Raw genomic sequence first — 19,502 nt, 5'->3', positions numbered from 1 at the left:
ACCCGTCCCGCGACCGCGCCGCGCGGCAGGGCCCTGCCCACCCACCTCACCCCCGAGGGGCGTGAACTGTGGCGGACCGCCAGCGTCGCCGTCCGTGCCGTCGAGGATCGGATGCTCGCGCCGTTCTCCCCGGACGGGAAGGAAGGACTACGCCGCGACCTCGCCGTCTGTATCGCCGCCCTTCCCGACCGCAGGCCTCCCGACACGTGATCGGGCGAGGCGGCGGGCCCGGGGACTCCAGGGCGACGACGGCATGCCGGGGGTTCCGGGGGGTGCCGGGGGTGTCGGGGGTGCCGTCGGCCGGCCCTGTGCTGGACGCCGGTGCCGGCGGGGGAGGGGGTGGGGGTCGGTGTGCCGGGGCCGGTCAGCGGGTGTCGCGGGTCAGCTTCATCCGCAGCCGCACGTGGGAGCGCCCGTCGACCTGGCGGATGGTGAACTCATCGCATATCTGGCCCATCAGCCACAGCCCGAACCCGCGGGTCGCGCGGGAAGAGGGACGGTCACGGTGGGCGTCCCCCGGGGTGAGACGGCCGGCGTCGTCGGTGACGTCGACGGTCAGGGTCTCCTCGTCCTGCCAGACGCTCACCGTGCCGGACGCGCCACCGTGCTCCAGGACGTTGATGGTGGCCTCGTGGGCGGCCAGCAGCAGGTCGTCGCGCCGCCTGCCGGTCAGCCCCACCTGGTCGGCGTAACGAGCGAGCCGCCTGCGCAGGCCGGTCAGGTCGCTCGTGATCGGCCACTGTGCTCGGCTGCTGGTTCTCACGTCGATCTCCCCATATGCGTCCATGTCGTCGCCGGGGGGCTACCGGTACGTCGACCAGGATCCGAACGGTCGCTGAAGTATTACGTCCAGGTAACTACCCCCGCTGACCTGCCTAACCATCGATCATCGCTGGGAGCGCTCCCGTTGCTGATCAGAGCCTTCCGATTCCGGCTCGCCGGAAGCCCGTACCGGGAGAGGACGAGTAGTGAATCTACGACGTAAAGGGCATTGCTGGTGAAAATTCTTGATCGGAAGAGGGGAAAGGGGAGCGGGAGGAGAAGGCGGAACCGGCAGGGGTGCGATCGAGAGGGCGTTCCGGGCATCCCGGGCCTCGCGGTCCCTGCCCGCACCGGATGAAGCCGGTCTTCCCCTCATTTCCTCCTCTTTGCGGGCCGGTGCTGATAACAGATCGGTAAGACCGTACTGTCATGGCCCGCATACACTGGGTGACTTTTGCCAGGCTGGGGTGGTCGGACGCGATACGGGAGGCGAGATGCTCGATGGGCACGACCGGACCCACGGCCACGGCCCGAGAAGGCCGCGGGGTCGCATGCCGTACGGCGACCCGCCGCCCGGACGGCCCTCGTCTCCGCGGCCCCCCTCGGCCCTGTCCCCGTCCCCGGAGGTCCTTCCGGACGGGGGAGAGGTCACCGAGGAGGTGGCGGCCGACGAGCGTGCGGCGGCGCGGGCCTGGACGTATCTCGACAGCCGGCCGTTCTCCATGCCCCCGCCGCCGAGCCCGTGGCGGCGGCCCTGGTCGCGCCTCTCCCGCGACCGGCTGCTGCGACCGGCGCTGATCGCCGGGTTCCTCGCCGCCGCGGGGGTCGGCGTCTGGTCGTCCGGCTGGTCACCGTGGACCGGGACGCCGCTCTCCGGTACGACGTCCGCGCCCACCGGGGGGCCCGTTCTCGCCGGTCACGACACGCGGGCCGTCCCGCCGTCGGCCACGGCCGGTGCGCCGCAGGCGCCTCCCGCGAAGGAACGGGAGCCCGTGACGGACGGTGAGCCCGGCGCGGGGGAGGGGCGAGCGGGCCGGGACGAGGTCTCACCACGGGGACGGGCGCTGTCGTCCGGGCGGGCCCCGTCCGGTACCGGTTCCCGGGACGCGGAACCCGACGGGAACGGGTGGGTCCGGCGGATGGGGGCGAACGAGCGGGCCGGACGCTCCGGCGAGGGACACGATTCCCCGGCGGCCGGTTCCGCGACGAACGGTCCGCGAGGCGGCACCGGTCCGCGAGGCGGCACCGGTCCGCGGGGTGACACCGGTCCGCGGGGTGACACCGGTTCACGGGGCGGCGGGGCGAGCCGTCCGGACGGCGCCTCCGGGGGAGGCGGCAGCGCCGGACCGCGGGAGAGGGCGGGAACGCGGGAGAGCGCGGGTCCCGGCCGGGACGCGGGCGAGAGGCCCCGGGCCGCCAGGACGGGACGGCCGCGGACCGGGCCACCGGGAAGCGGACCGGCGGGGAACGGGGCACGGTCCCGCGCGCCCAGGTCGCCGTCGCCGCAGGCCACCGGCGGCGGGCGGCCGGCCACGGGTATCAGCGCCGCCTACGCGTGCCGCCACCTGCCCCCGGGTGACTGGCGGTACGCCTACTGCGTGCGGGTCTGGAACGACTACAAGCGCAGGAACGGCCTGCCCTGAACGAGCCCGCCGGCCGGACCCGGTGGTGCCCCGGGACGGCGTCCGGGCGCGTCGGCCCCGAGCGCGGCCCGGAGCACGCGGCGGTGTCGCGGCGATTGCTCACCTGCCGGGCATCGGCGGACCACTGAACCGTCGACCGGATGTCATGAAGACCTGTCAGCTTCGGGTCACAGAACATTCTCCACCTCTGAGGAGACCCGTGTTCCGACGACTCGGTACCGCGCTCACGACCGCGCCGGCGATGCCGGCCGTGCCGGCCACGCTGGCCGTACTGGCCATGCTGGCCGTGCTGATGGTGCCCGTCCCCCCGGCCGCCGCGGCGCAGTTCTCGACACCCCTCAACGTCGCCCACCGCGGGGCGTCCGCGTACGCGCCGGAGAACACCGTCGCGGCCTTCGAGCTGGCGCACGAACAGGGCGCCGACATGTTCGAGCTCGACGTCCAGGAGACGAGGGACCACAGGCTGGTCCTGATGCACGACACGACGCTGGCCCGTACCACCGACGCCGAGAGCGTCTTCCCCGACCGGGCTCCCTGGAGGGTCGGCGACCTCACGCTCGCGGAGATCCGCAGGCTGGACGCGGGCTCGTGGTTCGACGCGGAGTACGAGGGCGAGCCGGTGCCCACGCTCGGGGAGGCGCTGCGCGCGATGGGGGAGAGCAGGCTCGGCCTGCTGTTGGAGATCAAGGCGCCACGGCTCTACCCGGGCATCGAGGCCCGTGTCGCCGCCGAGCTACGGCGCCACCCCTCGTGGCTGGCTCCGGGGCGGCTCGCGGTGCAGTCGTTCGACTGGAACTCGATGCGCACGTTCCACCGGGCCATGCCCCAGGTCGCGATCGGCCTGCTCGGCACACCGGCGGTCGCGGAGCTCCCGGAGCTGGCGAGGTTCGCCGACCAGATCAACCCGCCGTACCGCGACGTCACCCCGGAGTACGTCGGGCGCGTCCACCGTCACGGCATGGAGGTCTTCACCTGGACGGTGGACGATCCGGCGGTCATGCGGCGCATGACCTCCTACCGGGTGGACGGCATCATCACCAACCGGCCCGACCTGATGCGCTGACCGCTCCCGTCTCACGCGGCCTGAGCCGCTTCGGGCCCCGTCGCACGGGCCCGAGCGGTGGGCCGAGCCGTACGCCACGTGCCATACGCCACCGCGCCGTACGCCACCGTGCCGACCGTCCGGTTCGGCAGGACATGTCGCAAATCAGATATTGCCTACCATTTATAGAGGGATTAGGGTGATCTCACGCGACAGGGAGAACGGACACCGGCATGAGCATCATCGGCACGACGTCCCAGGTCCCCGACCGGCCCGGGGGGCACGTGATCGCCGACGACGAGGAGGCGATCGCCACGGCCCGTACGCTGGCGGCCGAGTTCGCGACCGGCGCCGCCGAGCGGGACGCCGAACGGCTGCTGCCCGTCGCCGAGCTGGACCGGCTCTCCGCGAGCGGGCTGCTCGCGATCACGGTGCCGCGCGCGTTCGGCGGCGCCGACGTGCGCGCGGAGACCCTGGCCGAGGTGGTACGCCTGCTGGCCGCCGCCGACCCGAACATCGCGCAGATCCCGCAGAGCCACTTCGTCTACGTCAACGTGCTGCGCCGCCAGGGCACCCCCGAGCAGCAGAAGTTCTTCTTCGGCGAGGTGCTCGCCGGTGCCAGGCTCGGCAACGCGCAGTCCGAGGCCGGCACCAGACACGTGCAGGACTACCGCACACGGCTGGTGCCCGACGGCGAGGACGGCTTCCTGCTGCGCGGGGTCAAGCACTACAGCACCGGCGCGCTGTTCGCGCACTGGATCCCGGTGCTGGCCCGGCGCGAGGACGAGACGTTGCACGTGGCGTACGTGCCGAGGGACGCCGACGGGCTGACGGTGATCGACGACTGGGCCGGGATGGGCCAGCGGACCACGGCCAGCGGCACTGTGCGCCTCGACGACGTGCGCGTGCCCGCCGACCGCGTGGTGCCGCACCACCTGACGTTCACCGGGCCGCAGCTCCACGGCGCCGTCGCGCAGCTCCTGCACGCCGCGATCGACGTGGGCATCGCCGGCGGGGCACTGGCCGAGGCGCTGGACTTCGTCCGGACCCGGGCCAGGCCCTGGTTCGAGAGCGGGCTGGACAGCGCCGCGGAGGACCCCCTGACCGTCCAGCGGGCGGGCGAGCTGACGATCAAGGTGCGGGGCCGCGGAGGCGCTGCTGGCCGTGGTGGGCCGCCAGGTGGACGCGGCGGCGGCGGACCTGACCGAGGAGTCCGCGGCCGAGGCCTCCATCGCGGTGGCGACCGCGAAGGCCTACGTCGATCCGGTCGCGGTCGAGCTGGGCAACGCGATCTTCGAGCTGGGCGGCACCCGCGCCGCCCTGGACGGGCTCAACCTCCACCGTCACTGGCGCAACGCCAGGACGCACACGCTGCACGACCCGGCCCGCTGGAAGGTCCAGCACATCGGCCGCTACGTGCTCAACGGGCGGCTCCCACCCCGCCACGGCCTGCTCTAGCGCATCCCGCCGCCCCGACGACCACGACGACCACGACGACCGGCCGAGGAACGGCCGACGACGTCGGCCGACATCGGCCGACGACACGCCGGAAAGACCGGCCGGTGACCGACCGGCGACCGACCACGGAAGTGCCATGACACACCTGACGTTCCACTGGTTCCTGCCCACCTACGGCGACAGCCGCGACATCGTCGGCGGCGGTCACGGCCTGCCTCCGGGCGCGGCCGGTGGTGCGCGTCCGGCCACGCTGGCCTACCTGCGGCAGATCGTGCACGCCGCCGAGCACCTCGGCTTCGTCGGCGCGCTGACGCCGACCGGCGCGTGGTGCGAGGACGCCTGGCTGACCACGGCCATGCTCACCGAGACCACCGAGCGGCTGAAGTTCCTGGTCGCGTTCCGGCCCGGCCTGGTCACGCCGACCCTGGCCGCGCAGATGGGCGCCACCTTCCAGCGTCACTCGGGCGGGCGCCTGCTGCTCAACGTCGTCACCGGGGGAGAGAGCCACGAGCAGCGCGCGTACGGCGACTTCCTGGACAAGGACGCCAGGTACGCGCGCACCGACGAGTTCCTGCACATCGTGCGGGCGCTGTGGCGCGGCGAGAGCGTCTCCTTCGCCGGGGAGCACCTGCGGGTGGAGGACGCCAGGCTGAACCGGGTGCCCGACCCGGTGCCCGACATCTACTTCGGCGGGTCCTCCGCGGCGGCCGGCCGGGTCGCGGCCCGTCACGTGGACGCCTACCTCACCTGGGGCGAGCCGCCCGCGGCGGTCGCCGAGAAGATCGCCTGGGTGAACGGCCTGGCCGAGGCCGAGGGCCGCACGCTGCGGTACGGCATCCGGTTGCACGTGATCAGCAGGGACACCTCCGACGAGGCGTGGGCGCAGGCCCGCAGGCTGCTCGACGGCATCGACCCGGCCACGGTCGAGAAGGTGCAGGCAGGGCTGGGCCGCAGCGAGTCCGAGGGGCAGAAGCGGATGCTCGCCCTGCACGGCGGCAGCCGCGACGGCCTGGAGATCTCCCCCAACCTGTGGGCCGGTGTCGGGCTGGTCCGCGGTGGCGCGGGTACCGCGCTGGTCGGCAGCCACGCCGAGGTGGCCGACCGGATCGAGGAGTACGCCCGCCTGGGCATCACCGAGTTCGTCATGTCCGGGCACCCGCACGTGGAGGAGGCGTACTGGTTCGGCGAGGGGGTGCTGCCGATCCTGCGCGGGCGCGGCCTGTGGGAGCATCCCGCGGCGGCGGGCGCGCACGAGCCCGCGTCGATCCCGTTCGCGTCCACCGGGTCGAGCTGAGCCGCGGCCCGCACCGGCCGGGACCGGGATGGTCCCGGCCGGCAGCGGGGGAGGGCCGGGCGGGGGAGACGGCTCAGTAGCGCCCGGCCCGCCGCATCGTGCGGGGACGCCCGTCGGGGTCGCAGACGATGCGGTAGAAGGGCGTGGCCCAGGCCGCGGTCCAGGGTGACATCGGTGCCGGCCGGTACGTGCGCAGCCGTCCCGGTGGACGGGGACCGCGGCGGCCCCCGGCGTGCCAGCGTTCCAGGGCGGCGGCGCAGGAGGCGAAGGCGTCGAAGAAGGAGACCGGGTCGAGCAGGTCCGCGTCGGAGTCGGCGGCCCGGTCCAGGTGCTCGCGGGCCAGCGTCAGCCGCAGGTCCCGGGCCAGGCGGCGGGCGCCGTCCCCCAGGCCGCCGGGGTCGGCCGGCTCCCGGTCGTCGCGGGTCTCGTCCAGGATCGCGCAGGTCAGTTCGGAGTCGTAGGTCCACGAGCGCCGGTTGAAGTTGTCCGAGCCGATGGTCGCCCAGACGTCGTCGACGACGCACACCTTGGCGTGCACGTAGACCGGCGTGCCCTCCCGGTTCTCCAGCCCGTAGATCGCGACCCGGTCGCCGCCCGCGCGCTTGAGGACGTCCAGGGCCTGGTTGCGTCCCAGGATCTGCGGTACGCCGCCGATCGGGCCGTCCTGGTCGGGGTGGAGCGGCAGCACGCTGATCATTCTCAGGTCGGGGTTGGCCGTCAGCGCCTCGGCGAAGGACTCGGCGACCTGCGGTGACCACAGGTACTGGTCCTCGATGTAGATCAGGCCGCGGGCGCGGCGCAGCGCCTTGAGGTAGCCGCGGGCGATGCTGCGCTCTCCCTGCGGCGCGAACGCGTAGCGGGTCCTGCGGTGGGCGTAGGTGCGCAGCAGCTGCACGGCGTGCGGGCCGCAGGCGGGCGGGTCGGCGGTCTGCGGGGGCATCGGGTCGGCCCGGGTGTCCTCGTGCCGCATCAGGTCGGCGACGCGGTGCACGGGGTTGCGGGTCAGCGGCTGCGGGTCCTCCCAGCGCTCGCGGAAGACGGCCTCGACGTCACCGACGGCCGGGCCCTGGATCGCGGCCTGCACGTCGTGCCAGGGCGGGCGGTCGCCGTAGACCTCGGCCATGGGCGCGGCCTGGACGTCACCGGTGTGGGAGGCGTCGTCGCGGCGGCTCCAGCACAGGTCGATGCCGCCGACGAACGCGATGTCGCGCCGGGGGTCGTCGCGGTGGCGCAGCACCACGAGCTTCTGGTGGTGCGAACCTCCGACCGGGACGCGCATGTCGCGCAGGCACTCCCCGCCGGCGGCCTCGATGGCGTCGCCGAGGTGGCGGTTCTCCTCGGCGCTGAAGAACAGGCGGTCCCAGTGCGAGCGCCAGAGCAGGCCCTTGACCACGACGCCGCGCCGGGCGGCGTCCGCGAACACGTGCGCGACCTCGGTGCCGGGGCCGTCGAGCCGCTCCCCGGGGTCGCCGCGCCAGTCGGTGAACAGCAGCAGGTCCCCGGCGCGCAGCTCGCGGACGCGGGTGAGCAGCTCGGCGAAGTAGGGGGCGCCGTGCGGGATGGGACGCACGGTGTTGCCGCGCGACCAGGCGAGCCCGTCGTCACGCCGGGTGTCGATCCGGGACGCCGGGTTGCCGCGCTCCTCGGGGGCGAGAAACCACGTGTCTTCCGTCATCGGCCTGGATCTACCCGGTTTTTACGTGATCTCACCCGGGCCGTCCGGCGCTCCCCGGGGAGGCCGGGGCCGCTCCGCATCGGACGGCGGACATGACACCGGCACGGGTCACGCCGTCCGGCCGCGAACGAGAGGCGAGAGACCGGAGGCGCCGGACCACTCCGGGGACGACGGGACGGGGCGTCACGGAGGCGGTCACACCGGGCGGGGAAATCCTGACAGGGCATTTACACCATGTTACCTACGTGTTAAAATCAGCAAAAGAACGATCAAGCCATGAAAAAAGTGGACTGTTCGTTCTCTGAGGTCGCTCCCGTCCCCCGGTTTCCGCCCTTTCCGGCCCCTTCTCCTCCCCGGCCTTCCTCTGACCTCCCCCATGTCAGGAAAGGACCCCATGTCCCCCCGTCCTCGCCCATGGGCCGGCCCGCTCGCCGCCGTCCTGCTCCTCCTCGCCGGTGCCGCGCCCCCGGCCGCCACGGCCCATGCCGCCACCCTCCCCACCACCGCGACGGCCACCACGACGACCACCACGACGGCCACCGCCACGGGTGCCGTCACGGGTGCCACCGCTTCCGGTACGGCGGCCGACATCCCGCCCGCCGACTACCAGCAGGTCTCCCTGGCCACCGGCCCGGCCGAGCTCGGCGAGCCCATGTCCCTGACGGTGCTGCCCGACAGGTCGGTGCTGCACACCGCGCGCGACGGCACGATCCGCCGTACGACCGCCGCCGGTGACACCGCGGTCGCGGGCAGGCTGGACGTCTACACCCACGACGAGGAGGGCCTGCAGGGCATCGCGGCCGACCCGGGCTTCGCCACCAACCGGTACGTCTACGTGTACTACTCGCCCCGGCTGTCCACCCCGGCCGGTGACGCCCCCACGACCGGCACCGCGGCGACCTTCGAGCAGTGGAAGGGCCACCTGAACCTGTCCAGGTTCACCCTCAGGGCGGACGGCACTTTGGACACGGCGAGCGAGAAGGTCGTGCTGCAGGTGCCCAACGACCGGGGCCAGTGCTGCCACGTGGGCGGCGACATCGACTTCGACGCCTCCGGCAACCTGTACCTGACCACCGGCGACGACACCAACCCGTTCGAGTCCGGCGCCTACACCCCCATCGACGAGCGCGCCGACCGCAACCCGCAGTTCGACGCCCAGCGCTCCTCGGGCAACACCAACGACCTGCGCGGCAAGATCCTGCGCATCAAGCCCCAAGCGGACGGCACCTACACGATCCCGCCGGGCAACATGTTCGCCCCGGGCACGGCCAGGACCCGTCCCGAGATCTACGCGATGGGCTTCCGCAACCCGTTCCGCATGTCGGTCGACAAGGCCACCGGCATCGTCTATCTCGGCGACTACGGCCCCGACGCGGGCGGGCCCGACCCCGCGCGCGGTCCCGGCGGGCAGGTGGAGTTCAACCGCGTCACCGGGCCGGGCAACTACGGCTGGCCGTACTGCACCGGCACCAACACCGCCGCCGAGACCTACAACGAGTACACCTTCCCCTCGGGCCCGTCCGGGGCGAGGTACGACTGCGCCGGCGGCCCGGCCAACAACTCCTTCCGCAACACCGGCCTGCCCACCCTGCCCCCGGCCAAGCCCAGCTGGATCCGCTACGGCGGGGAGGCCGGCTCGCCACCGGAGTTCGGCGGCGGCTCCGAGTCGCCGATGGGCGGCCCGGTCTACCGCTACGACGCGGCCCTGAACTCCTCGGTCAAGTTCCCCGCCTCGCTCAACGGCCGGTTCTTCGCCGCCGAGTACGGCCGCCGCTGGATCAAGGCCATCGAGGTCACCTCCTCCGGCGCGCCCGGCGAGATCGCCGCCTTCCCCTGGACCGGGACGCAGGTGATGGACCTGACCTTCGGGCCCGACGGCGCCCTGTACGTGCTCGACTACGGCACCGGCTCGGGCAACCAGACGCTGTTCCGGATCGAGTACATCGGTGGCGGCAACCGCAACCCCGTCGCCAGGGCCGCCGCGAACAGGACCTCCGGACCCGCGCCGCTGGCCGTCACCTTCTCCTCGGCCGGCAGCTCCGACCCCGAGGGCGGGGCCCTGACCTACGGCTGGACCTTCGGTGACGGCGCCACCTCCACCGCGGCAAATCCCACCCACACCTACACGTCCAACGGCACCTACACCGCCACGCTCACCGTCAGGGACCCCGGCGGGCTGACCGGCACGGCCAACGTCACCGTCACCGTCGGCAACACCGCGCCCGTGGTGAACCTCACCCTGCCCGCCGACGGGCAGCTGTTCTCCTTCGGCGACACCGTGCCCTTCCAGGTGACCGTCACCGACCCGGAGGACTCCTCGATCGACTGCACCAGGGTCAGGGTCGCCTACATGCTGGGCCACGACAGCCACGCGCACGAGATCACCGTGAGGAACGGCTGCTCCGGCACCCTGACCGTGCCCCGCGACGGCGAGCACGACGAGGCCGCCAACATCTACGGCGTCTTCGTCGCCCGCTACACCGACGCCGGTGGGCTGGCAGGCGAGAGCAGCCGCACCCTGCAGCCCCGTCACCGCCAGGCCGAGCACTTCGGCGCCCAGTCCGGCATCCAGATCGCCGAGCACGGCCCGGCCGAGGGGGCCAGGACCGTCGGGTTCGTCGACAACGGCGACTGGATCTCCTTCCGGCCGTACGTGCTGCGCGACGCGACCTCGGTCGCCCTGCGCGTCTCCTCGGGCGGTGCGGGCGGCACGATCCAGGTGCGCGCGGGATCGGCCACCGGGACGCTGCTCGGGTCGGCGACCGTCCCGGTCACCGGAAGCTGGGACACCTTCGTCGAGGTCTCGGCCCCCCTGACCGGCGCTCCCGCGGGAGCCAGCACGCTCTACCTCGTCTTCACCGGGCCGACGGGCCAGGGCAACCTCTTCGACCTGGACGCCTTCACCTTCACCACCTCCGGTTCGGCGACGGTGGAAGCGGAGGCGTTCTCCTCGACGTCGGGGGTGCAGCCGGCCGGTCATGCCGGGGCGAGCGGCGGGACGACGGCGGGCTACATCGAGAACGGGGATTGGGCGGGGTACGCGTCGACGAGCGCGGCGGGTGCGCGGACGTTCGCGGCGCGGGTCTCCTCCGCGGGGTCGGGCGGCACGATCCAGGTGCGGGCCGGGTCGGCGACGGGTGCGTTGCTGGGGTCGGTGAGCGTGCCGGTGACCGGGAGCTGGGACACCTTCCAGAACGTCTCGGCCCCGTTGACCGGCAGTGGCAGCGGCCCGGTGTTCCTGGTCTTCACCGGCGGTTCGGGCTTCCTGTTCGACGTCGACACCTTCACCATCACCCGATGACGGTCCAGGGAATCCGCTGACCGATCCCCGGGTCACCTTTCCGGTCGCGTCGTCTCCTGGAGGGCCGCGTCGGCTCCCGGCGGGTCACGCCGCCTTCCGGCCGACCGCGAGCCCGGCCGGGAGGCGCGTCCCGGCCGGTTCATCGCCCGGCCGGGACACGCCCCGGCGGGCGGTGAACCGGCCGGGGTCACACGCCTCACGAGCGCCCCGGTCCGGGCCGGACCCGCTCACCGCCCTTCCCGGACGCCTCCCGTCGCATCGTGCCGTACCGCGACATGCCGTACGGTGAGACGCGAATACGGACTCCCGTCATCGGGCGTCCCGGAAAACCCGTGTGTGACCTGCCGTCCCACGGACCCGCGAATTAGCACTGGACATGCCACGTTAAATACTGCTCAAATGGTGTTTTTAGTGAAAACAATTAATCCTGCGTGAGGGCAGTCGAACACTTTCTGATGGTGGCGCATGGACACTGCTCTGTCGTTTCGAGTTCTCGGCCCACTCGAAGTCCTGGTAGGTGAGCGACGAGTCTCGATCGGAGGGGCGCGCCAGCGGATCACCCTCGCCACCCTCGTCCTGCGCGCGGGACGCGTCGTCCCCGTCGACCTGATCGCCGAGGCCATCTGGGGCGAGCACCCGCCACCCACCGCCCGCCGCCAGGTGATCATCTGTGTGTCCGGGCTCCGCCGTGCCTTCCAGGAGGCGGGCGCGCCCCCGGACCTGCTCGTCACCTCCCCGCCCGGGTACGTCCTGCAGGCCGGTCCGGACGACGTGGACGTCCTGCTCGCCGAGCGGCTCGCCACCAAGGCACGGGCCGCCGAGGCCGAGGGCGACCTGACCGGTGCGGCCCGATGGTTCGCCGAGGCGTGCGACCTGTGGCGCGGCCCGGCCCTGGCCGGTATCGAGAGCGCGTTCGCCGAGGCCGAGGCGCGGCGGCTGGACGACCGGCACCTGACGCTGACCGAGGAGCGCGTCCAGCTGGAGCTGGCCCTGGGCCGCCACCGTGAACTCATCGACGACCTCGCCGTCTTCGTCGACGCCAACCCGCTGCGCGAGCGGCTGCGCGCCCAGCTGATGCTGGCCCGATACCGGTGCGGGCGGCGGGCCGAGGCGCTCGACACCTACCGGATCGGGCGGGCCCAGATGGTCGGCGAGCTCGGTATCGAGCCCGGTACCGAGTTGCAGGCCCTGCACGACGCCATCCTCCGCGACGACCCGGAGCTGGCCGCGCCGTCCGCGCCCCCCGCCCGGGTGACCGCCTCCACCCCGGAGACCGCGCGCGCCGGGGGCAGCGCCACGGCCGGGGGGGAGCGCCACGGAGCCGGAGCGGCCGACCGTGGACCGCCCGTCGGCGGCACCCGCACCCGCACCCACCGCACCCGCACCCACCGCACCCGCACCCGCCGGACCCGTACCCGGTGGTCTCGCGACCGCCGCGCACCCGCCCGCCGGTCCCGTGCCGCCCGCGCCCGCGGGTCCCGGAGCCGCAGGACCCGCGCCCGTCGTCCTCGCACCCGCCGCACCCGTGGCACCTGCAGTACCCGTCGCACCCGTCGTGCCCGTCCCGGCCGTTCCCGGGAACGGTGTCCCGGCACCCGCCGGCCCCGGACCCGCGGGACGCGCGCCCGCGGGACCCGCGACGCCGGGCGAGCACGGGGTGGTCCCCGCGCAGCTTCCCGCGGACGTGCCGCACTTCGTCGGCAGGACCGCCGAGATCGCCCAGCTGGACGCACTGCTTGACGAGCGGATCGGGCAGGGCCTGCTGACCATCGCGCTCATCACCGGGGTCGCCGGGGTCGGCAAGTCGGGGCTGGCCGTGCACTGGGCTCACCGGGTCGCCTCCCGCTTCCCCGACGGGCAGCTCTTCGTGAACCTGCGCGGGTACGACCTCAACGCGCCGCCCCTGACCCCCGGCGCGGTCATGGACCGCTTCCTGCGCGCCTTCGGCATCGGCGGCGAGCGCATCCCCGAGGACCTGGACGAGCGCGCGGGCCTGCTGCGCACCGTCATCGGCAGGCGCAGGCTGCTGCTCGTGCTGGACAACGCCCGCGCCGTCGAGCAGGTCAGGCCGCTGCTCCCGGGGTCCGGCACCTGCTGCGTCGTCGTGACCAGCAGGGACCCGCTGGGGGACCTGGCCCCCTCCCTGGGCGCCAGCGTCATGCACCTGGAGGTGCTGGGGTCCGACGACTCCGTGGCCCTGCTCCGCGGGGTGTCCGACTCCGTGGCCATGGGGGAGGACCCCGGGTCCACGGCCCTGCTGGGCGAGCTGTGCGACGGGCTGCCGCTGGCCCTGCGGATCGTGGGCGCCCGCCTCAGCGCCCGCTCGTACTGGACCCCGGCCCGGCTGGCCCGGCGGCTCGCCGACGAGCGGCGCCGCCTGGACGAGCTGAGCTACGGCCAGCTGACCGTACGGGCCGGTTTCGCCCTGAGCTACCGCGACCTGAGCCCGGAGGCGGCGCTGATGTTCCGCAGGCTGGGCCTGCTGGAGGCGCCCGACTTCGCCTCGTGGGCGGGCGCGGCGCTGCTCGGCATCGACGCCCTCGACGCCGAGGACCTGATCGATCGGCTGGTGGACGCCCAGCTCGTCGAGGTGCTGGGACGCGACGGCGCCGACCAGATCCGCTACCGCTTCCACGACCTGGTCCGGCTGTACGCCAGGGAGCGGGCCCACGCCGAGGAGACGGCCGAGGAGCGGCACGCCGCCGTCGTCCGCGCGCTGGGCTGCTGGCTCGCGCTGGCCGAGGAGGCGCACCAGCGGGAGTACGGCGGCGCCTTCACCCAGTTGCACGGCACGGTGCCCCGGTGGCGGCCCGAGGACGCGGACGAGCTTCTGGAACGGCCGCTCGACTGGCTGGAGGCCGAGCGCGGTGCCCTCGTCGCCGCGATCTCCCAGGCCGCCCACCTCGGCGTGTCCGAGCTGTGCTGGGACCTCGCCGTCACCGCCACCACCCTGTTCGAGGCGCGCAGCCACTTCGACGACTGGCGCGCCACCCACGAGACGGCCCTGGCCCTCGCCCGCGAGAGCGGCGACCCGCGCGGGGAGGCCGCCGTCCTGTGCTCGCTGGGGAGCATGTACCTCTTCCAGCAGGAAGCCGACAGGGCCGGTGAGCGCCTGCGGGCGGCCCACGAGCTGTTCGAGCGGCTCGGGGACTCCTACGGGCTGGCGCTGACGCTGCGCAACCTCTCCCTGCTGGACCGGCTCGCGGGCCGCTTCGACCTGGCCCTCGACAGGTTCCGCACCGCGAAGGACATCTTCGTGGAGGTCGGGGACCGTTTCGCCGAGGCCCACGTGCTCGGCGGGATCGCGCAGGTCCACACCGACCGGGGCAGGACCGACCTCGCCGAACCGCTGCTCAGGCAGGCCCTCGGGGTCTTCCGCGAGCTCGGCAGCGAGCGGGGGCAGGCGCAGATCCTCAACAGGCTGGGAGAGGTCCTGCTGCGCCAGGACCGGCCGCAGGAGGCCGAGGAGATCGCCCGGACCGCGCTCACCCTGGTCAGGGACCGGCAGGACGGTATCGGGCAGGCGTACATCCTGTGCGGGCTGGGGGAGGCCCAGCTCCGTCAGGACCGGCAGGAGGCCGCGGCGGAGAGCCTCGGCGAGGCGCTCGTCATCGCCCGGGGGGTGCGCGAACGGTTCGTGGAGGCGCGCATCCACCTGGCCTTCGGGCAGCTCCACGCCCGGTGCGGCCGGTTCGACGAGGCGGTGACCCACCTGCTGCAGGCCCTGGAGATATCGACCGAGCTGGACACCCGGCTGTGGCGGTTCCGGGCCCTGTCCGCCCTGGGGGAGGTGTTCCTCCTCAAGGGGGACGAGGCCGCGGCCTTCGACGCGCTGAGCCGTGCCCTGGACTGCCGTACCGGCACCGGCCCCGAGGACGACCGGCGGATCAGGGCCCGGCTGGCGGTCCTGTCGCGGGTGTCCGCGGACGCGTCAGGTCCACGTGCTGTCGCCGGCGGTGTAGGCGACTGACGAGGCCATGCCGAGCGCGGCGTGGCTCGCGGCCATGGGGAGCGTGAGGAGCGCGGCAGTGGCGGTGACCTTCGCGGCCCAGGTGATCCACCGGGACATCTTCTTCCACCTCGTTCGTTCGTGTCGGCTGCTTTCGGCGACGAACGTAGGGCGAGGCGGAATCGCATCGGCATCGCATCGGTCATCGACCGGCATCCCCGGCCGGTATCCCCGCTCCCGCACCGGATGCCCCGAGGCGGCGCACCCTGCGGGCGCGTGAGGCCGCGGGGAACGGGTGCGCGCCCGGGAAGGGGTTCCCCGACGGGGCGGGCCTGCCGGGCAGGGGAAGCTGGTCCAGGCCGGTCACGGCCCTCAGGTGGGCGTCCAGCAGGTCGAACCCGCACTCCCGCGCGAAGGCCGCGGCGTCCGCCCTGTCCGCGCCGTCAGCGGGGTGGGCGTCGATCCGCACGACGTAGGCGTGGTCACCGGCGAGCCTCATCTGGACGTGGGCGGCACCGTGGGTGAGGCCCACGGCGGCCAGGGCCCGCGTCGCGGTCGCGGTGAGCGTCCGGACCCGGTCGGGCGGCAGCGGCATCGCGGGGACGTGGCCGCGTTCCACCAGGTGCGGCGGGGCGGTCACCTGCCCGGCGGTGATCCCGGCGCACCGGTGGAACCCCCCGGCGCCGACGGTGTCGACGCCGAACCCCGGTCCCGGCAGGCGGCCCTCGATGACGGCGGTCCCGGCCGGGATCCCCGTACCGGCGGCGGGCGACACGATCCGGCGGCAGTGCGCGATCACCTCGCCGTAGGTGGAGCAGAGCGCGAGCCCGGGCTCCCCGCCGGATCCGGTGCCGGGCCCGGGGGCGCCGGGGACGCCGGGGGAGCTGAGGGCGCCGAGGGCGGGGCCGGTGAGGTCGAGGGCGGGCCCGACGACGCAGGGCAGCGCGATGCGCGACAGCGCGGCCACCACCCGCGCGTCGAGGTCGTCGTCCGGGGAGACCGGTTCGAAGGCGGGGGAGGGCAGCCGGGCCGCCACCAGCGCGCGGCGCGTCAGCACCCTGTCCGCGCAGGCGGCGACGGCCTCCGGCGTGTTGCCGGGCAGCCCGAGGCAGGCGGCGACCCGGGCGGCCGTGACGGCGTGCGTCCTGTCGGCCGCGGTGACGCCGGCGATCTCCCCCAGGGCGTGGCGCAGCCGTCCGGCCAGGGTGGCGGGGGAGTCGAGGTCGCAGGTCAGGACCCGCACCCCGGCGGCCCGCACCCCGGTGCGGGGGGCCGGGTCCGCGGTGACCAGCACCGGGGTGAACCCCAGCGCGGCGGCCCTGGCGAAGGCCGGGGCCCCGAGGCCGCCGGCACCGGACCCGATGAAGACGATCTTCATGCCCGCTCCGATGCGCGTGCGGGTTCCGGGGGCGGAACGGTCACGACGCCTCGCCCGCCCTCGTGCCGGCGGTGTGCTCCCAGGCCTCCCGCAGCCACCCGGACCGCTGCGCGGTGCCCCGGTCGACCGCGGCGAGCCGGTCGCCGACCTGCTCCAGGAGGAGGAGGACCTGTTCCGGGCCGGTCGAGCCGGCGGTCCTCTTGCGCCGCACGACCCCCTCCGGGTCCAGCAGCTCGCGGACCTCGGCCTCCCCGACGTTCAGCGCGACCCCGAACCGCTCGCCCGCGGCGGTCAGGCCCGACGCCGAGAGCCGGGCGGGGGTGAGCGCCCCGGCCGGGCCGCCCTTCCCCCCGGACGCCGAGGCCCACGCGTCGACGACGGCCCGCGCCGTCCCGTCCGGTACGCCGTGTTCCAGCGTGAGGTGCGCGGCGACGGCCGGGACGGCCACCGGTTCGTCCCGTACCGCGCGGCTCGCCCGCTCCGGGTGGAAACGCAGGTTCGCCACCACCCGGTCGAGCAGCGCGAGCATCGTGCCGCAGGTCGAGAACAGCTCCTCCGCCGCGTGGCCGTCGTGGCCGGCCCCGTCGGGGTCGGCGTACCCGATGTCGCGCTGGGCGGCCATGATCTCGTACGAGAGACCGGCCAGGTGGCGGGTCATGTCGCGGATGCCCTCCAGGACCACCGGGACCGGCGCGCGCGTCCCGGCGGGGGAGGGGCCGGAGAGCTCGTCCGGCAGGCCGACGAACCGGCGGCCGGGACCGCTCCACCGGATCAGGTCGTTCAGGAAGCGGTTCAGCGTGGTGCCGAGCACCGACAGCTCCCCGGCCGGGCGCAGCACCCAGGCACCGGAGGCGGCCGAGGTCAGCGCGTGCGGCTGCGGCCCGTCGAACCCCAGCGCGACGGCGAGCCGGTGCCGGTCCCACGGCGCCTCCAGCCCGGTCATCGCGCCCGAGCCCAGCGGGCAGAGGTTGACCGCGTCGAACAGCGCCTGCAGCGACTCCGCGGCCCCGGCCGTGGCCTCGGCGAGCGCGGCCAGGTAGAAGCCGAAGGTCATGGCCTGGGCGGGCCGGTCCCCGCGCCGGGGGGACCCCGGCATCACCGACCCGCTGTGCCGGGCCGCGACCTCCATCGAGGTACGCGACAGGCGGCTCACCGCCGCCACCGTGCCCAGCAGCCGCTCCCTGCCCCGCATGAGCCGCGCGCACGCCCGCACGTCGTCACGGACCGGGTCGGCGTGCCACACGCGCGCGTCGTCGGGAAGGCGCGACCGGACGCACGCCTCCAGGGCCGGCAGCGGGTCGGGGAGCACGGCCGTCCCGGAGCCGGTCGCCGGTTCGGGGGACAGGGCCAGCACGGCGCGCCGGATCCGCTCCGCGGTCTGTGGGCCGAGCAGCCCCATGCGGGCGTACTCGCCGATCCTGGCCAGCTCGATCCAGCGGTGGTGGCGCAGCAGGGGGTGCGGTTCCCCGCCGTGCGGGCGGGCCGGGACCGCGTCACCGGGACCGCCGAGGTCCCCGAGAGGCCCGAGGTGCCCGAGGTGCCCGAGATCGTCGAGGTCGTGGAGCGGGCGCGTCAGGGCCCGCCGTGTCCGTCCGGTGGCAGCCATGGATCCCACGCTGCCCGTGCCCACCGGGGGTGACCAGGAGGAATGACCGGCGATATCCGCGCGATACCAACACGAGAGCGGGAGATGACCGACTTTTCCTACCGTGGCGGCATCTGGTCGCCGCCGGGGGGTTCACGTGAGGTCTGTATCGCCGTCCGAGGGCCTGGTGTTCGCCCAGTTGCTGCGCACCCATCGCGGCCGGGTCCGGCTGACCCAGGAGGAGCTGGCCGAACGCGCCCGCCTGAGCGTGCGCACCCTGCGCGATCTCGAACGGGGCCGCACCCGCTACCCGCACCGCACCTCGGTGCGCCGCCTGGCGACCGCCCTGGAGCTGACCGGTGAGGACCGGCTGACCTTCGAGGCGGCCCCGCAGCCCCGCCCGCTCGCGCCGCTCCCCGGGATGACCGGGCCGCCCTCCGGAGCGTCCGCCAGGCTCTCCGCCGCGCCCGCGGTGCCCCCCTGCGGGGAACGGGACGTGCTCGTCTTCCCCGAGCGCGTCGTCCCCTTCCCGGAACGCGGCCTCTCCCCGGACCGCGGCTCCTTCCCGGACCGCGGCCCTTTCTCTGAGCGCGGCCTCTCCCCGGAACGGGGTCCGTCCTCAGAGCGCGGTTTCTCCTTGGAACGCGGCTCCTTGCCGGACCGTGGCCTTTCTCCGGAACGCGGTCCGTCCCCGGAGCACGCCCCCTTCCCGGGCCGAGGTCTCTTCGCGGAGCGGCTCCCAGCCCCGGGCCGTTCCCGAGCCCCAGGCCGGACCCCGGCCCAGGAGCGTGCCCCGTTCCCGGAGCGGGTCCCGTTCCCCGGGCGGGTCCCGGCGGGGAGAGCGGAGGAATGGGCGCTGCCCGCGGTGAGCGACAGCGTCGCGCTGAGCCGCCTCCCGCTGCTGCGCGAGATCGAGGACGCGGTGATGATCGCCTCCTGCAGCGGAAGGCCCACGGTGGTGACCGTCACCGGCCCGGCCGGGACCGGCAAGACCACCCTGGCCACCCAGTGCGCCCACGTGCTGCGCCAGCGGATGGGCCTGGACGCGCTCTTCGTCGACCTGGGCCGTGACCGGCGTGACCCTCGCGAGCTGCGCGCGGCCCTGCGGCTGGCACGCCTCGGCCTGGCGGCGTCCCCGGCCTCGGGCGGGCGGTGCCTGCTGCTGGCCGACGACGCGGACGGCCGCTGGGACGGATCGGCGACCGGCCGGGTGCAGCCGCTGCTGGCACTCGGGTTCACCGGGATCATCGTCACCGGCAGGGAACCGATCGCCGGGCTCGTCCCCTCCCGGCACCTCGTCCTCACCCACCCGGGCTGAGACCCGCCGCCGGCCGGTGCTCACGAGACCCTCCGGCGACCGGCCGGCGCCCGCCGGGATCACCGCCCGGTGCCCGCCGGTCGGGATCACCGCCCGG

At 74.3% G+C, this 19,502-nt stretch carries 13 protein-coding genes and 1 pseudogene; 9 read left to right on the top strand and 5 right to left on the bottom strand.

Annotation, left to right across the window (positions count from 1 at the left end; translation table 11 throughout):
* Nucleotides 1-210 (top strand): annotated as a pseudogene (locus ABD832_RS03095) (MarR family transcriptional regulator); the annotation flags it as partial.
* A gap of 154 nt (nucleotides 211-364) precedes the next feature.
* On the opposite strand, the gene ABD832_RS03090 reads toward ABD832_RS03095, so the two are convergent.
* A complete protein-coding gene (locus ABD832_RS03090; protein ID WP_344887934.1) occupies nucleotides 365-763 on the bottom strand; it encodes an ATP-binding protein in 399 nt (132 codons plus the stop codon).
* A gap of 493 nt (nucleotides 764-1,256) precedes the next feature.
* Here ABD832_RS03090 and ABD832_RS03085 point away from each other — a divergent pair, with 493 nt between their 5' ends.
* The 4 genes from ABD832_RS03085 (at nucleotide 1,257) to ABD832_RS03065 (ending at nucleotide 6,199) form a co-directional block, all read left to right on the top strand.
* On the top strand, nucleotides 1,257-2,405 hold the full coding sequence (locus ABD832_RS03085; protein WP_344887931.1) for a hypothetical protein: 1,149 nt from the start codon (nucleotides 1,257-1,259) through the stop codon (nucleotides 2,403-2,405).
* Nucleotides 2,406-2,604: 199 nt separating this feature from the next.
* Nucleotides 2,605-3,468, top strand: coding sequence for a glycerophosphodiester phosphodiesterase (locus ABD832_RS03080; protein ID WP_344887928.1), 864 nt, complete (start codon nucleotides 2,605-2,607; stop codon nucleotides 3,466-3,468).
* A 212-nt stretch (nucleotides 3,469-3,680) separates the two neighbouring features.
* The gene (locus ABD832_RS42030) at nucleotides 3,681-5,045 is read left to right on the top strand and encodes an acyl-CoA dehydrogenase family protein (protein ID WP_425582564.1); all 1,365 of its coding nucleotides are present in this window, start codon (nucleotides 3,681-3,683) and stop codon (nucleotides 5,043-5,045) included.
* Nucleotides 5,042-6,199 carry an LLM class flavin-dependent oxidoreductase gene (locus tag ABD832_RS03065; RefSeq protein WP_344887925.1) on the top strand — a complete coding sequence of 386 codons (1,158 nt, stop codon included), beginning with the start codon at nucleotides 5,042-5,044 and terminating at the stop codon, nucleotides 6,197-6,199. The genes ABD832_RS42030 and ABD832_RS03065 overlap by 4 nt, the downstream gene beginning before the upstream one ends.
* Nucleotides 6,200-6,272: 73 nt before the next feature.
* Here ABD832_RS03065 and ABD832_RS03060 read toward each other — a convergent pair whose 3' ends face one another.
* Entirely contained in the window at nucleotides 6,273-7,874 is a 1,602-nt protein-coding gene (locus ABD832_RS03060) for a phospholipase D family protein (protein ID WP_344887922.1), read from the bottom strand.
* A gap of 394 nt (nucleotides 7,875-8,268) precedes the next feature.
* Here ABD832_RS03060 and ABD832_RS03055 point away from each other — a divergent pair, with 394 nt between their 5' ends.
* The 3 genes from ABD832_RS03055 to ABD832_RS03045 all read left to right on the top strand — a co-directional run bounded on the left by ABD832_RS03055 (nucleotide 8,269) and on the right by ABD832_RS03045 (nucleotide 15,145).
* Nucleotides 8,269-11,175, top strand: a complete 2,907-nt coding sequence (locus tag ABD832_RS03055) for a carbohydrate-binding protein (RefSeq protein WP_344887919.1) — start codon at nucleotides 8,269-8,271, stop codon at nucleotides 11,173-11,175.
* Between the two features lie 465 nt (nucleotides 11,176-11,640).
* Nucleotides 11,641-12,915, top strand: coding sequence for an AfsR/SARP family transcriptional regulator (locus ABD832_RS03050; RefSeq protein WP_344887916.1), 1,275 nt, complete (start codon nucleotides 11,641-11,643; stop codon nucleotides 12,913-12,915).
* Nucleotides 12,833-15,145, top strand: a complete 2,313-nt coding sequence (locus ABD832_RS03045; protein ID WP_344887913.1) for an ATP-binding protein — start codon at nucleotides 12,833-12,835, stop codon at nucleotides 15,143-15,145. The genes ABD832_RS03050 and ABD832_RS03045 overlap by 83 nt, the downstream gene beginning before the upstream one ends.
* Here ABD832_RS03045 and ABD832_RS03040 read toward each other — a convergent pair.
* From ABD832_RS03040 to ABD832_RS03030, 3 genes are all read right to left on the bottom strand, one after another.
* A complete protein-coding gene (locus tag ABD832_RS03040; RefSeq protein WP_344887910.1) occupies nucleotides 15,107-15,244 on the bottom strand; it encodes a hypothetical protein in 138 nt (45 codons plus the stop codon). The genes ABD832_RS03045 and ABD832_RS03040 overlap by 39 nt on opposite strands.
* Before the next feature lie 82 nt (nucleotides 15,245-15,326).
* Complete coding sequence (locus ABD832_RS03035) at nucleotides 15,327-16,502, bottom strand: ATP-grasp domain-containing protein (RefSeq protein ID WP_344887907.1); 1,176 nt, start codon at nucleotides 16,500-16,502, stop codon at nucleotides 15,327-15,329.
* A gap of 40 nt (nucleotides 16,503-16,542) precedes the next feature.
* On the bottom strand, nucleotides 16,543-18,108 hold the full coding sequence (locus tag ABD832_RS03030) for a lyase family protein (RefSeq protein WP_344887904.1): 1,566 nt from the start codon (nucleotides 18,106-18,108) through the stop codon (nucleotides 16,543-16,545).
* 136 nt (nucleotides 18,109-18,244) lie between these two features.
* Here ABD832_RS03030 and ABD832_RS03025 point away from each other — a divergent pair, with 136 nt between their 5' ends.
* On the top strand, nucleotides 18,245-19,405 hold the full coding sequence (locus ABD832_RS03025) for a helix-turn-helix domain-containing protein (protein WP_344887902.1): 1,161 nt from the start codon (nucleotides 18,245-18,247) through the stop codon (nucleotides 19,403-19,405).
* The last annotated feature ends 97 nt before the right edge of the window (nucleotides 19,406-19,502 follow it).

The sequence above is a fragment of the Streptosporangium longisporum genome, from assembly GCF_039534895.1.
Lineage (GTDB): Bacteria > Actinomycetota > Actinomycetes > Streptosporangiales > Streptosporangiaceae > Streptosporangium > Streptosporangium longisporum.
This window is presented reverse-complemented; position numbering and strand designations above follow the sequence as displayed.

Coding starts and splice junctions, on each gene's coding strand:
- ABD832_RS03085 (WP_344887931.1), top strand. CDS start 1,257: ATGCTCGATGGGCACGACCGGACCCACGGCCACGGCCCGAGAAGGCCG.
- ABD832_RS42030 (WP_425582564.1), top strand. CDS start 3,681: ATGAGCATCATCGGCACGACGTCCCAGGTCCCCGACCGGCCCGGGGGG.
- ABD832_RS03065 (WP_344887925.1), top strand. CDS start 5,042: ATGACACACCTGACGTTCCACTGGTTCCTGCCCACCTACGGCGACAGC.
- ABD832_RS03060 (WP_344887922.1), bottom strand. CDS start 7,874: ATGACGGAAGACACGTGGTTTCTCGCCCCCGAGGAGCGCGGCAACCCG.
- ABD832_RS03055 (WP_344887919.1), top strand. CDS start 8,269: ATGTCCCCCCGTCCTCGCCCATGGGCCGGCCCGCTCGCCGCCGTCCTG.
- ABD832_RS03050 (WP_344887916.1), top strand. CDS start 11,641: ATGGACACTGCTCTGTCGTTTCGAGTTCTCGGCCCACTCGAAGTCCTG.
- ABD832_RS03040 (WP_344887910.1), bottom strand. CDS start 15,244: ATGTCCCGGTGGATCACCTGGGCCGCGAAGGTCACCGCCACTGCCGCG.
- ABD832_RS03035 (WP_344887907.1), bottom strand. CDS start 16,502: ATGAAGATCGTCTTCATCGGGTCCGGTGCCGGCGGCCTCGGGGCCCCG.
- ABD832_RS03030 (WP_344887904.1), bottom strand. CDS start 18,108: ATGGCTGCCACCGGACGGACACGGCGGGCCCTGACGCGCCCGCTCCAC.